This window comes from Vibrio paucivorans, assembly GCF_054053395.1.
The window spans coordinates 795,254-809,227 of record NZ_CM133231.1 but is presented as its reverse complement, the minus strand read 5'-3'; the positions used below and the strand labels follow the sequence as shown (position 1 = coordinate 809,227).

Below are 13,974 nucleotides of genomic sequence, written 5' to 3'. Positions count from 1 at the left end.
GTAATATCGAGAAGGTGAGTGCAAGCTCGCCTTTTTTGATCAAAATGGTAGAGGTGGAAGTGTTTCGATAAATGCGACTAGCCACGCTTCGCCTCTGGGAGTAAGGGTCCAGCCAACGATGATGATTTGAATTGAAACAACGATAAAAAACAACAATTTGTAGACGACACTTTTCTTCTTCAGGCGCCATATGTGATGGAACAAGATCGCACTCACCCAACCACCAAGAAAGGAAAGAAATAGGTAGCTGCTGTCGCTGGTGGTAGGTTTTTCTTTCTGAATTGCCCGTTTATCTAGCCAGCATACTAACAATACTAGGCTGTTGAGCACTGAGTAATAAACGAGTACCTGAGAGGGGTAGTTGAAATACCATACGCAGCCGGCCAACGCGAAAGCGAACCAAATAGCGACAATCAACGAAATATGAAAATGCCTTAGGCGTTCTATCTCAATCGCTTGACTATGGCCTTTGTCATCCTTGGCGATAACGAAAATCACTTCTTCATTGAGTTCGAGTTGTTCTTTACTGCCTTTTATGTCTGAAAACTCAAATCGAATCCGCAGAGAGCCTTTGGCTGGGGTAATGTACCCGTAGCCTTTATCTAAGTATTTTTCGGTGATCGTTCCTTTTATGCTCATTAAGCGTTGCTCTAGCGAGATAGAGATGTGAGTGTTATGAATTGATTATAGATAAACTATCGAAACTCGTTTTATATTGAGGATTTTTGTAGTAAAGATATCGGTACACCAATAAGAACAATTTAGAAGGTCAGCGTGGTCAATAAAAATACACTCTGCGGTATCGCCGCGATTTTCCTTTGGAGCTGTCTTATTGGTTTAGCTCGTAGTGTCGCTGAAAGCTTTGGAGCGATTGGAGGTGCTGCGCTGGTGTACACCGTCGCGTCACTATTCCTTGTGCTTGTTATGGGCAAGCCGAAGTTAAGCGAGTTTACTCCACGCTATTTGCTTGTCGGCGGGGCTTTGTTTGTGAGCTACGAGATCTGCTTGGCGCTGGCGCTTGGAATGGCTAATGATCGACATCAAGCCTTAGAAATGGCCGTGATCAATTACCTCTGGCCGGCGCTTACCGTACTGATTGCAGTTATCGCTAGCAAAAAACCAACACATTGGTTGGTGTACCCGAGCATATTGTTAGCGCTGGTGGGCGTTGCTTGGACCATTACAGGCGATTCGGGCTTATCGCTTGAGCAACTGATGAATAATGTTGCGACCAATCCAGCGGTCTACAGCATGGCGTTTATCGGTGCGTTCATTTGGGCGATATATTGCAATGTCACTAAGGTTTTAGCCAAAGGCCAGAATGCCATTGTGCTGTTTTTTATTGCCACGGCTTCCACGCTTTGGATTCAGTATGCGCTAAGCAGCGAACGAGAGATGACGTTTACCCTAGAAAGCACATTGACGCTGTTATTAACAGGCATCGTAATGGGCAGTGGTTACGCCTTGTGGAACGTGGCTATTTTGCGCGGCAATATGGTTCTTCTAGCAACACTTTCATATTTTACCCCCGTGTTTTCTACCGTTTTCTCTTCCATCATTTTAGGGATTTCGTTGAGCCTACCGTTTTGGCAAGGGGTCGCTATGGTGACAATTGGCTCTCTAATTTGTTGGTGGTGTACGCGAGAAAAATCAAACAATAGCAAAGTGTTAGAACAAGTCACCGCCGAAAAATAGCGGTGGGCTTTTGCGCTTTATAAAACTATTTACATAACAAGGTTTTTGCGTACAATCGCGAAAAATCCCACATTTGAGAATCTAAGATGTCAGTCAGCCCGATTGCTTTCGGCAATATTATGGCAGCCATTGCGTTTGCGCTATGGGGCATTATGCCGCTGTATTACCAATTTCTTCCTAACGCTGCAATGGATGAGCTGCTAGCGCTGCGCATTATCGCTTCGGTGCCTGTATGCCTGCTGATTATTTTTTGTATACGTAGAAAATGGCCAGACTGGCAAGCGATATGGGCAGATAAAGCTTCGCTCGGTTATGCCTTTGTGGGTTCTTGCTTAATGAGTATTTCTTGGTATGCATTTACTTGGGCACTCACCAACGGGCGAGTAATGGAAGCGAGCTTAGGGTTCTTCATTGGGCCGCTAGTGATGATCGCACTGGGTGTGGTGTTCATGAAGGAGACACTCAGTATTGGCAAGCGAATAGGTGTAGCGCTTGCTGTGGTTGGACTTAGTTATCAGGTCTGGCAATATGGGGAGCTGCCTATTGTGGCTCTGGTTATGGCGACCTTTTTCGCCCTGTACGGCCTGTGTAAAAAGCACATCAAGTTTGATTCCTATACCAGTTTGCTGATGGAGTCGCTCCTCGTTGCTCCATTTGCAATAGCGTATATTGCCTACAAGCATGTCACTGTAGGTAGTGAAGCGCTGACTGTTGGCACGGCAGAGCTGCTTCTGTACTTAGGCGCTGCTCCTGTGACTTTGTTACCACTGGTGTTCTATTCCTATGCCGTGCGTTACACGTCTATGACGATGGTTGGCTTAATGCAGTATATAGAGCCAAGCCTACAGTTTATTTTGGCAGTCGCACTATTCGGTGAAATATTCGATGAAGTGAAAGCGGTCAGCTTCGGTTTAATATGGATTGGCCTTGCGGTAACGCTAGCGGAATCAGTATTACTGAGCCGAAAACGTAGAGCGGATGTTACGCCGCGATAAGTTGCGAGCGCAGTTTTAATAAAGCAAACACTAAATAAAAAAGCCCGGATAAACTCGGGCTTTTTTATTTTATCAGGCGAACACTACCTCGCGATGTTCATTGTGAGCTGTAAATCGAGCGGCAGTTTAGACAGTTTGTTCTTCAGCGCCGAGCGAGTAGTTTCGAGCTCTGCAACTTGTACATTGGAGCTATTTGCATATACATCGATATTCACTCTTAGCTCGTTACCGACCTTGGTGACACCTGCTAACTCAATATCGATATCCAAATCGGTTTCTTTGTCTACAGCCGCAACACCTTGATCGACGGTTTTACAGATCTCTTTACTTGGTGCCATCATGAGAAGTTCTTTCACGGCGTCACGTAGCATTTCAAATGGTACTTTGATGAAGTAGAAAGACATTAGCAACATCATCATAGGATCGGCGTATACCGCGTAAGCTGCCCATGGTGAGAATGTAATCAGCCATGCGACCACAAAACCAGCCGTTACCGCGACACTCAATAAAGTATCCATTTGCCACTGCTTCGATTCCGCAACGATCAAACCAGAGCTGAAACGTTTACTTTTCCGTGCAATGAACCACCATGCGTAGCCACAGCCAAGAACATTAACTACACCGAATAGGGTTGCGATAGAAGCGTCGACTTCGCGGCCTCCGTTAAACATCGCAATTAGTGCAGAGTAGAGAGAGAAGCTAACCACAGCCAAAATTACGCTACCTTTGATCGCGATAACCACTGGCTCGAGTACGGCTTTGCCCATAGGGAATTGGGATTGAGAAGGCGTTTGAATGTAGCGTGAAACACCCAGTGACAATAAAGTTAGCAGTAAGCTAACCAGCGAGTAAACGCCATCGAACATGATTACCAGTGAGCCAACAAGCCAGCCTAGAACGAGACCACCTCCCGCAAACCCTGATGCTAAAAGGGCTGAGAAAGTAAGAATTCGTTTTTCGTTTAAGCTTGTCCTGTCACACATAAAATCATACCGAGTAAAAACACAATTTCATTCTTTGCCACAGGGTGAGAATTTACAATGTTTATCTGTTCGGTAAACGATGGGTATAGAAGTGTTCTTGGTTAATTTATTAAATAACAATAAGTTATGATTTTATTTGCTGTCACTAATATTGACGGTGGCTGATTGTTAATCAAAGTATCAATGAAAAAATAGGCTTACAGTTGGTTAGAAATCGAACAGGTAGTCACTGAGTTTGTCGGCAAGCCAGCTCATTCCAGGGTGCTCAGACATGCCTGCAGAGGTGAACATACAGTAGTCTTCTTGGGTTAGCCCATAGGTGTGCTTGATGACGGCAAGTTCCTGTTTTCTCAGGTGGTGACGAATCAAAGGCTCAGGCAATACACCCCAAGCATTTTCAGTCAGAATGGTGCTGAGCATGTAATCGAAGCTGGAAAAGCCAATGTAGCGAAGCGAGAAAGGCTGAAGTTCGGGATTATCTTTTTCATTGAGGTAAACCATGACCGCTTGCATGGAGTTCCGCAGTTCTTCGTCATTTACCCGGCGCAGTTTGCTCAAAGCATGATCGCTTTTACACACAGACATCATACGTATTTTACCCAATGGCTGGTAGGTAATACGTGGGTCGTCGATGCGTTCGTAATCGACACCAAACGCGAAGTCGACCTGATGGGTTTCGACCAAATTGGCAAGATCGCCACTGGAAGCGAGGACAATGTTGAACGAGGTAGCAGGGAACTGATTGTTCATGGTATGAGCCAAGTCTTGCCACATATCATCAGGAAGAGAATCATCACGTGCAATCCAGATCTCGGCGTTAAATTCACCGGAGACTTGAGCACAGGTCTGCTTAATGCGCGAAGAGGTGACCAAAAGGTTCTCGCAATCTTTGTAAATGGCTTTACCTGCTTCAGACAGCGTGACGTTATTTCCACTTCGAACAAAGAGTTGAGTATCGAGTTCTTTTTCTAGCGCCTTAATCGCCATGCTGAGCTTTGTGCGGTTACATTCAAGTTGCCTTGCAGCTTCTGAAACGGAGCCTGTGTCAGCAACAGTGCAAAAAGCTTCGATTTGGGACAGGTTCATAAGGTGCTCTAAAAAGTTGACTCGTTGAATCATAACCAATTTTTCTTTATTTGTCTGGTATCGTGAGAAAGGGATATAAGACTACCCACAAGCCCCTGTTTTGGTTTACTCTTGGGGGCAGATGCCGAATGAAGATGTTATAGGGAGATCATGATGGCGAACGAATGGGATGAGTACGCGGAAAATTGGGAACAAGACCAAGCGACCTCTATTTATGCGCAGCATGTATTTGATTGTCTTTCAGAGCTTGTGGACCTAAAAGGCAAGCATGTTTTGGATTTTGGTTGTGGCACAGGCTTGTTGTGTCAGAAGCTTTCACCACTGGCGAAGGATATCGTTGCTCTTGATGGTTCGGAAGCCATGATTGAACAGCTCGACAAAAAAGAGCTCGATAACGTAGAACCCGTTGTGGATATGCTTTCCCGCGGTTTGGTGGCACAGCACCCAGCTTTCAGAGGCCAGTTTGATGTCGTCGTTGCTTCGTCTGTCTGCGGCTTTCTACCAAACTTTTCCGACACGGTAGATGTTATCTACTCGATTCTTGATGACGGCGGCGTGTTCGTTCATTGGGATTGGTTAGCGGAAAGTGAAGGCGAACAGGTTGGCTTTACCGAAGCACGAGTCAACCAAGTATTGTCGAGTGTAGGGTTCTCAGAAGTATCAATTAGCGTACCTTTTGAAATCGCGACCGATTCCGGTACTAAAAAAGTTGTCATGGGTGTTGGACGCAAGTAACTCGTGATTAAAAAGAATTTGAAAAGCCGCTGGAATTAGCGGCTTTTTTGTTTTTGTAGCATCCGTTTCTAGGGGTTGTTGATCTTTTGAGCTGACTTTTGAAGCCAATTGAATTGAGCAATTAGCGGAACAAGGCGGCAATCTCGTCTAGCACCTGTGGGTTTGCAATTGCCCCTTTGTTTTTGACCTCTTCTCCATGAATGACTTGCTTAACCGCTAACTCAACTAACTTCCCTGATTTCGTTCTAGGGATGTCACTGATTGCGTGGACTAAAGCTGGCACGTGCCGCGGTGAACATTGGCTGCGTAATTGGCTACGAATGGCGCTGACTAGTGTTTCGTCGAGCTGTTGATTGGGTTCAAGCTGTACAAGTAGCACAATGCGTTCGTCATTCTCCCAACGTTGGCCCACGGCAATTGAATCGAGAATGCCACTTATCTTATTGACCTGCTGATAAATCTCTCCTGTACCAATACGAATTCCACCAGGGTTAAGCGTGGTATCACTGCGACCAAAGAAGCGCATTCCCTGCCACTTTGATAGCTCCACATCATCACCGTGATGCCAAACATTGGCGTACTTTGACCAATACGCATTGTGGTAACGCTCGCCGTTGTCGTGCCAAAAACCAATGGGTTGGTTGGGGAAACTGTTTCTGCAAACCAGTTCACCACGTTGCTCGGTAATAGCTTCTCCCTGCTCATTAAGCACTGCAACGTCCATTCCTAAAGCGGCGGCTTGGCACTCACCACGGTATACCGGAGAAATTGGGTTGCCCAATACAAAGCACCCACAGATGTCGGTACCTCCGGAAATTGAGGCTAAGTGGACATCGGCGTTGATATTGGCGTAGACGTAATCAAATTGTTCTGGATAAAGTACCGAGCCCGTTGAGCAAAGTGTTTTTAAATGGCTGAGCGGATAGTAATAGCTAGGGTTAAATTCTTGTTTTTGCAAAGCTTCTAAGTATTTGGCCGAAGTGCCGAACAACGTCACTTTGGCTTCTTCAGCCAGTTCCCACAATGTACTTGGCATTGGGTGCATTGGGTTACCATCATAAATTACTAAGGTTGCGCCACTAGCAAGCGCAGAGACATGCCAGTTCCACATCATCCAACCACAGGTGGTGTAATAGAACACGCGATCTTCGGGCTGAATATCGCAGTGTAGTTGATGCTCTTTAATATGGTTGAGTGTGGTGCCTCCCACCGAGTGCACAATGCATTTCGGCTTACCGGTCGTGCCAGACGAATACAAAACAAACAGTGGATCGTTAAACGCTACGCGTTCATAACGCAGGCCTCTTGGCAGGTAACTGGCTAAAACCGCTTTCCAGTCGGAGAAGTACTCATTGGAAGTGGAATTATTTTCGGCGGTATGGAGGTACTCGATTTGGCAGGTATTGGTGATGCTGTCGATTGCATCGACAATGGCGGTGTTCTTCTCAATCATTGAGAATGTTTTGCCATTAAACGTATAGCCGTTGCAGCAGAACAGGATCTTTGGCTGTACTTGCCCAAAGCGCTCAATCACACTTTCCACACCAAAGTCTGGTGAGGTGGAAGTCCAGATTGCACCTAAGCTGGTTGTGGCGAGCATCGCAACCAAGGTTTCCGGTAGGTAAGGTAGATAACCAGCGACGACATCGCCTTTTTCTACACCGTTTTGTTTTAGCCATTGCTGGACGACAGAAACTTGGTCACACAATTCTTGCCAGGTTAGTTTTCGGCTTTGACCTCGTTCATTCTTAAACCATACCGCGATACCTTCGGGTTGTTGAAAGGCATATGAGAGTAGGTTTTCAGCATAGTTGAGTTGTGCTTGAGGAAACCAGATCGTGTCGCGACTTGGCTGGAATTCTCCCCACTTAGCTACGCCTTCGCCATGGATACAATCCCCGCGATAGCCAATCACATCGCAATATTGCCAGATTTCCATCCAGAAGCGTTTTTTCTCAACGACCGACCAAGCGTGCAGGTCTTGGTAGTTGTCGAGTGCTTCACCTTGCATGTTGATGTGCTGCATGAATTGATACAAGTTTGAACCCTCAATGCGTTCCGTGCATGGGGTCCAAAGAGGGGATGAATTTGGCATGGTTTCCTCGTTATTGTACGTCCAATGTGCTCGATATTAAGTCTTGTTGGTTTTCCGGTAGGTGTCAAACATTCGCCAATAATCATATCCCTGAAAAATAAGCAAAAAACTGTCAAATGTAAATTATTTGTTACGGGTTTGTATCTTTAAATGTAGCGCAGGGAATTGGCAGCGATATTGGCAGGCGATAGGCTTAATATGTGAACGCAAGAAAGGAGAAAGGCGGTGACACACTATAAGTCCAAGCCCGTGAATGACAAAGGATTTGTCGAGTGGAGCAGCGAAGAAGACAGTATTTGGCACGACTTGATCACTCGTCAATTACCGCTGGTAAAAGAGCGCGCATGCAAAGCGTATTCTGACGGGTTAGCAATGCTGAATTTGCCCACAGATCGTGTTCCACAGTTACCGGAAATTAATCAGGTTTTAGTAGAGAAAACAGGTTGGCAGGTAGAACCCGTTGCGGCATTGATAAGCTTCGATAAGTTCTTTGAACTGCTGGCGAATAAGCGCTTTCCTGTGGCGACGTTTTTGCGCAGCCGAGAGGAATTTGAATACTTACAAGAACCGGATTTTTTTCACGAGGTGTTTGGTCACTGTGCAATGCTGACCGACCCAGACTTCGCTCATTTCACCCACGTGTATGGTAAGTTAGGCATGCAAGCCGACGCCAAGCAACGCGTGTACCTGGCTCGATTGTACTGGTTTACGGTGGAGTTTGGTTTAGTCGAAGAGTCTGGCAGCACTAAAATCTATGGTGGCGGTATTCTTTCTTCTCCAGGAGAGACGCTGTATGCCTTAGACAGCCAAGATCCTCTTCGTCACCGCTTTGATATTCAAACGGTACTAAGGACGCCTTATCGGATTGATATCATGCAGCCGGTTTACTACAAAATTCACGATATTAAGTCTCTCTATCAGCTCAGTGAGCTAGATTTAATGGAACAAGTGGCACAAGCCATGGAACTGGAACTTCTTCCCCCTCTATTTGAACCAAAGGAAATGACACATGCTTGATGAACTACGCTGCGAAGCTTGCAGTATTGATGCAGTAGCTTTAACTCTTGAAGAGCGCCAACGCTTGTTGCTAGAACTGGATGGTTGGCAGTTGCTAGACAGAGAGGGTATTCCTCAATTGGAAAAAGAGTATAAATTCAAGAACTACCTACAGGCTTGGTCATTTGCCAATAAAGTTTCCGAGATTGCCGAGGAAGAGTTTCATCACCCTTCGATTCTATTGGAGTGGGGGAAAGTGACGGTTACGTGGTGGAGCCATTCCATCAAGGGGCTGCACAAGAATGATTTTATCTGCGCAGCCAAATGTGACTCGGTTGTCGAGTGATTGAGTAGTCAATAACGTATAACAGCCAATAGCCTGAGCACGATGCTCAGGCTATTTGTTTTTTGGCTTTCGGCTGCTGCTTACACTGAACGGGCTGGCGGCTATGAGCGCCGTGAATAACAGGCAGCAACTGACAAGCGGAGACTGGCTTAGACTTTAAATACCCTTGCACATAGTTACAGCCATACTCTGCTAACTGAGCCAGTTGTTCATGGCTTTCAACCCCTTCTGCGACGACCGCCATGTCGATGGTGTGAGACATATCGATGATGGCTTTGCATAAGTTATCGGCGGTGCTGTTGCCTCTCGCAATCCCTTGAACAAAGCTTCGATCAACTTTGACTACGTCAACAGGATAATCGTTGAGTACTGAAAGTGAGGAGTAACCGGTTCCAAAATCATCTAAGTAGATTACGCAGCCTAGCGCTTTAATCTTGTCGAGTACTTGCCGGCTGGATTCTGCGTGGCTGAGCAGTAAAGATTCTGTGATTTCAATACCAATGAAACGAGCCGGGAAGTCATACTGATCTAACATGGTGAGTAAGCTGTGGTAGATATGCTCTGATTCAAACTGCTTGGCCGACACATTAATATTAAAGCGTGGTAGCAGTTCTAGCTGGTTGCTTTTCCATAGCTTATTTAAGGTTTGGCAGGTCTTTTTTAACACCCAGTCGCCCACTTTAATGATAAGTCCGGTTTCTTCAGCCATAGGAATGAACTCGTCTGGAGAGATCATGCCCTTTTCTGGATGATTCCATCTAAGTAAGGCTTCAAAGCCAGTGACCCGATCCGTATCGGTAGCGTAAATGGGCTGATAGACAATACTGAGTTGGTTGAGGTCGATGGCAACGGCTAGGTCTTGCTCTAGTTCGAATCTTTGTTTTGCTCGTTTAAACATCCCATCGTGGAAAAACATCACCTTGTCTTGAGTCGAGTTCTTGGCGTGGTACATCGCGGTATCGGCTTCACGCAATATGCTGGCGAGATTCTGCTGGTGGTCTGTTACCACAGAGATACCAATACTCGCTCCGATATGGCAACGCTGATCTTGAACCAAGTATGGCAGGGATAATACTGAAGCATAGCGGTGGCTAATTTGGCTAAGTGCTTGGGAATCGATTTGTTCTGGTAAACAAATCACAAATTCATCGCCGCCAAATCGAAAGCACAGATCGCCATTGCGGCAGTTATTGCTAAGACGCTGAGCAACTTGAATCAGCACTTCATCGCCAAGCAGGTGTCCCATTGAATCGTTGATGAGTTTAAAACGATCAAGGTCGATAAATAGAATCGAAAAGCCTCTGATTTGGTCTGTGCGCAGCTGAGTCAGGCGTTGATCGACTTCGTTATTGAGAGCTTGTCGGTTGTACATACCCGTCAGGTTATCTTGCAGTGCTTGAAGCGCTAGCGTATGGGTTTTTTCTTGAATGACTTGATCTGAAACTTGTAGGCGGGTTCGGTAAAAATTTTCTGCCAGTGAGGCAACAACGGTGAGTAACAATACTAAAAACACCGCTGAGCCACCGTAAAGAACAATGGATCCAGAACGGTCTACCATGGAAATCTCGAACCACCATTGTTGATTGAGTAGTGGAATCGGTGCGAGCTTTGACATAGAAAATATCTGCTCAAAAAGCTCGGAATCACTCAGTTTAATATTGAGGTGGGATTGAAACAGAGTGTGTTGAGTCTCTTTAGCGCGAACCGTGATATTTAACTTGTTGGAGTTAATTTGTTCACTCCAAGTGACGCCTAGTAATTCGTGCAAAATGATATTGGCCGCGACAAAGCCCTGAAGACGATCATTTTGAATTACGGGTAGGAAGACTCTTGCTGCATCTTGGCCATCCATGCTGATTGTCGAGACTGTCGCTGCGTTATTTTGGTAAGCCAAATTCATTGCTTTAGCATCGCTAGGATGCGTATCAAAACGTATTCCCAAGTAATCGCTGGCCTCAAAGATAGACGACACATACAGAACCGGAAATGTGGTATCGGGCATGACTTGGTCGCACTGTGGTTGTTCCTCTAGGCTTGGAGAGAGGCTGTAGGCAAGAAAACCATTGTCTTTTGCGGACTTTCTCAATTGTTCAACTTGTGACGCAGGAATGGTCGGAAGCCAAAGAACTGAATGAACAATGGAGCCGATTCCCGTGCGCTGCGTTAAGTACTGCTCAAATTGTTGTTGGCTGGGGGAGTTGGCGTTTAGGAGAAACGAGCGTGTCGAATAAAGCAGGTTTTCTATCGAGCCTAATGATTGCTCAAGGGAGCGAAACTTAGAATCAAACTGGGCCTGTAGCTGATCGCTGTGCCTCCTAGATTCATAATACTGTACGGTTTGAAAGCTTCCTAACGCGACGATGATACCAATCAACCAAATGAAAATAGAGTTTCTAGAGCGCAGAGGTAATTTCACTAGACCGTATATCACTTAAAGAACGATATCGGGATGTTAATGATTTTTTATATGAATGCAAATGGTAATTGTTATCAATAATAATTTAACCTTATATATTCAATTGAGCATTACGGCGTGCGGTTTTATGTAAAAACGCTCTAACTTGCTCGTTGCATCTAAATGTGATGTAGATCTACAATTGTTGCCACAGGTGATGGGGTTCCACCTACTTAACCGCCATATTGGCTGATGACTCCTACAGAATCGAAAACAGGTGTAACTGTTGGTATGAGGGGCGCGTTCTACGTGTCTCCATGAGCTTCTGTAGGTATCGTGCCACTTCACACTTGTTTTCCTTAACCAAGGAAAACAACATGCAATATTCTTCTGATATTCAATCCATGTGCCCGATTCAACGTGGCGATTTGCATCCTTCTGCACCGATTCCCGTTGAAGGCCGAATGATCCGTCCAACCGATGTCATCGCGATATCTGGTTTAAGCCATGGCGTTGGTTCATGTGCACCACAGCAAGGCGCAGCAAAACTCACATTAAACGTTAAAGATGGTGTCATCGAGGAAGCGCTCATCGAAACGGTAGGCTGCTCTGGTATGACCCACTCAGCTGCAATGGCCGCAGAAATCTTAACGGGAAAAACCATTCTAGAAGCCTTAAACACCGACTTGGTGTGTGATGCGATAAATGTAGCGATGCGCGAGATATTTTTGCAGTTTGTATATGGTCGTACTCAGTCGGCGTTTTCTGAAGGCGGATTGGAGATTGGAGCGGCAATGGAAGACTTAGGCAAAACTCAGCGCAGTCAAGTGGGGACCAGTTACTCAACACGCGCAAAAGGTGCTCGTTATATGGAATTGGCAGAAGGTTACGTCACCAAACTCGCGCTCGATGAAGACAAGGAAATCATTGGCTACCAATACCTTAACTTAGGCAAGATGATGGCTTCTATCGAACAAGGCGTAGCAGCTGAACAAGCCATGCTAGAAGCCACAGGTACTTATGGCCGTTTCGATGAAGCAGTCTCTACTATCAACCCACGTCACGCATAAGCCGAGGTTTCGCCATGAACAATCACGTTATTCAATTACTAAAAGACATGAACCTATCATCTATCCAAGAAGCCCATCAGTACTGTTTATCTCACGGTATCGATGCGAAACAAATGGTGATAGAAACCCAGCCTATTGCGTTCGATAACGCTTGCGATGCATACACACTGGGCACTGCGATGGCTTTGTATCGCCACACTGACAGTGCAGAGAGTGCGGCGCTAGCGATTGGTGAAGGGTTACAGGCATTTTGCAAACCAGGCAGTGTGGCAGAGCAGCGTAAAGTCGGTTTAGGCCATGGTGCGTTGGCCGCTCGCCTATTGAATGAAGACACTCAGTGTTTTGCTTTCTTGGCTGGGCATGAATCCTTTGCCGCTGCTGAAGGTGCAATCAAAATTGCATTGAACGCCAATAAGTCTCGCCGTTCACCACTCAAAGTGATCCTCAATGGGTTAGGTAAAGATGCTGCCTATCTTATCTCGCGTATTAACGGGTTTACCTATGTGCGCACAGAGTTCGATTACCAAACAGGGGAGTTACATGAAGTGAGTCGTAAACGCTTCTCACAAGGGGAGCGCGGAGAGATTCTCTGTTACGGCGCAGATGATGTTCGTGAAGGTGTCGCGATTATGCATCGCGAGCAAGTCGATGTGAGTATCACGGGTAACTCAACCAACCCAACTCGTTTCCAACATCCGGTAGCTGGTACTTATAAGCTTGAGCGAACTCAGCAACAGAAAGCGTATTTCTCTGTGGCTTCAGGTGGTGGTACTGGGCGTACATTACACCCAGACAACGTTGCGGCAGGCCCAGCTTCTTACGGACTAACAGATACTATGGGTAGAATGCATGCCGACGCTCAGTTTGCTGGCAGCTCTTCGGTTCCGGCTCATGTAGCGATGATGGGCTTCATTGGCATGGGTAACAATCCAATGGTCGGGGCCACGGTAGCGTTAGCGGTGGCGGTGGAGCAACACACAACGCACTAAGGCACTGACTTGGCTCGTGCTTTAGTGTCCCGCAACACCTGAGCTTCTGCCGAATAGGTGTTTTTCAAGAAGCTCACTTTCCTTATAAGTAAAGTGAGCTCTTGTTGCAGTTCTTGGTTGGTTATCACATACCTCGCACTGGAAAGTGCATTCACTTTCAGGTCGGCAATATCGCAGTGCACACTCATCGCACTCCACATCGACTGCATTTCCTCAATCTGAAGTTGGCCTTGGCCTAGCTTTTCTATCTGTTCATCCAGCAACAGGCTAGCCTGAGAGGAAGCAACAATCTGCTGATCCATTTTGTCTTGAAAACCTTGTTTGCTCGGGTGCCAAAGGGATGTTAATTCGGTCTTGCTAAACTCTTTATGCAGGAATACTTGCTGATGAAAGACCAGTAAGGCACTGTTAAACCAACGGGCTTGCTGGTTATACCAAGAGTCGAGCGCCTGCTGTTTGATTAGAGCTTTATTCCATTGTTCTTCTTGGCAATGGGCACTTTTTACCAAACTCGATAAAGTGATGAGTATAATTGCCGTTATAGTTAAAGAAACTGTGCGCCATCGCATAAGAACAACTAAAAGTGTGA

13 protein-coding genes and 1 riboswitch are annotated in these 13,974 nt (G+C 46.0%); of the genes, 7 read left to right on the top strand and 6 right to left on the bottom strand.

What is annotated here, in order from left to right; genetic code table 11:
* Positions 1-39: 39 nt before the first annotated feature.
* Positions 40-639: a cold shock domain-containing protein gene (locus tag ACXABW_RS18955; RefSeq protein WP_265686977.1), complete on the bottom strand. Its 600-nt coding sequence runs from the start codon at positions 637-639 to the stop codon at positions 40-42.
* 135 nt (positions 640-774) lie between these two features.
* Between ACXABW_RS18955 and yddG the strand changes: the two genes are divergently transcribed.
* Positions 775-1,695 (top strand): aromatic amino acid DMT transporter YddG, encoded by a 921-nt coding sequence (yddG, locus tag ACXABW_RS18950; protein WP_457526986.1) that lies wholly within the window; start codon positions 775-777, stop codon positions 1,693-1,695.
* 86 nt (positions 1,696-1,781) lie between these two features.
* Entirely contained in the window at positions 1,782-2,690 is a 909-nt protein-coding gene (gene rarD / locus ACXABW_RS18945) for an EamA family transporter RarD (protein WP_457526985.1), read from the top strand.
* Between the two features lie 83 nt (positions 2,691-2,773).
* Here the strand turns inward: rarD and ACXABW_RS18940 are convergent, their stop codons facing one another.
* Positions 2,774-3,673, bottom strand: coding sequence for a cation diffusion facilitator family transporter (locus ACXABW_RS18940; RefSeq protein WP_252031747.1), 900 nt, complete (start codon positions 3,671-3,673; stop codon positions 2,774-2,776).
* A 207-nt stretch (positions 3,674-3,880) separates the two neighbouring features.
* Positions 3,881-4,759 (bottom strand): LysR family transcriptional regulator, encoded by an 879-nt coding sequence (locus ACXABW_RS18935; RefSeq protein WP_265686981.1) that lies wholly within the window; start codon positions 4,757-4,759, stop codon positions 3,881-3,883.
* 153 nt (positions 4,760-4,912) lie between these two features.
* On the opposite strand from ACXABW_RS18935, the gene ACXABW_RS18930 reads away from it, so the two are divergent.
* On the top strand, positions 4,913-5,494 hold the full coding sequence (locus ACXABW_RS18930) for a class I SAM-dependent DNA methyltransferase (protein WP_457526982.1): 582 nt from the start codon (positions 4,913-4,915) through the stop codon (positions 5,492-5,494).
* Positions 5,495-5,615: 121 nt separating this feature from the next.
* Here the strand turns inward: ACXABW_RS18930 and ACXABW_RS18925 are convergent, their stop codons facing one another.
* On the bottom strand, positions 5,616-7,589 hold the full coding sequence (locus ACXABW_RS18925) for an acetoacetate--CoA ligase (RefSeq protein ID WP_457526980.1): 1,974 nt from the start codon (positions 7,587-7,589) through the stop codon (positions 5,616-5,618).
* A 225-nt stretch (positions 7,590-7,814) separates the two neighbouring features.
* Between ACXABW_RS18925 and phhA the strand changes: the two genes are divergently transcribed.
* Both phhA and ACXABW_RS18915 read left to right on the top strand, forming a co-directional pair.
* Positions 7,815-8,606: a phenylalanine 4-monooxygenase gene (phhA, locus tag ACXABW_RS18920; RefSeq protein WP_265686984.1), complete on the top strand. Its 792-nt coding sequence runs from the start codon at positions 7,815-7,817 to the stop codon at positions 8,604-8,606.
* Positions 8,599-8,931 (top strand): 4a-hydroxytetrahydrobiopterin dehydratase, encoded by a 333-nt coding sequence (locus tag ACXABW_RS18915; RefSeq protein WP_252031737.1) that lies wholly within the window; start codon positions 8,599-8,601, stop codon positions 8,929-8,931. The genes phhA and ACXABW_RS18915 overlap by 8 nt, the downstream gene beginning before the upstream one ends.
* 46 nt (positions 8,932-8,977) lie before the next feature.
* Here ACXABW_RS18915 and ACXABW_RS18910 read toward each other — a convergent pair whose 3' ends face one another.
* Positions 8,978-11,347 carry a putative bifunctional diguanylate cyclase/phosphodiesterase gene (locus tag ACXABW_RS18910; protein WP_457526978.1) on the bottom strand — a complete coding sequence of 790 codons (2,370 nt, stop codon included), beginning with the start codon at positions 11,345-11,347 and terminating at the stop codon, positions 8,978-8,980.
* 183 nt (positions 11,348-11,530) lie between these two features.
* Positions 11,531-11,595: riboswitch (Fluoride riboswitch) on the top strand.
* A gap of 108 nt (positions 11,596-11,703) precedes the next feature.
* Here ACXABW_RS18910 and ACXABW_RS18905 point away from each other — a divergent pair.
* Entirely contained in the window at positions 11,704-12,396 is a 693-nt protein-coding gene (locus tag ACXABW_RS18905) for an iron-sulfur cluster assembly scaffold protein (protein ID WP_457526976.1), read from the top strand.
* Positions 12,397-12,410: 14 nt separating this feature from the next.
* On the top strand, positions 12,411-13,385 hold the full coding sequence (locus ACXABW_RS18900; RefSeq protein WP_457526974.1) for a GGGtGRT protein: 975 nt from the start codon (positions 12,411-12,413) through the stop codon (positions 13,383-13,385).
* Here the strand turns inward: ACXABW_RS18900 and ACXABW_RS18895 are convergent.
* On the bottom strand, positions 13,382-13,954 hold the full coding sequence (locus ACXABW_RS18895) for a hypothetical protein (RefSeq protein ID WP_457526973.1): 573 nt from the start codon (positions 13,952-13,954) through the stop codon (positions 13,382-13,384). The genes ACXABW_RS18900 and ACXABW_RS18895 overlap by 4 nt on opposite strands.
* Positions 13,955-13,974: the final 20 nt, after the last annotated feature.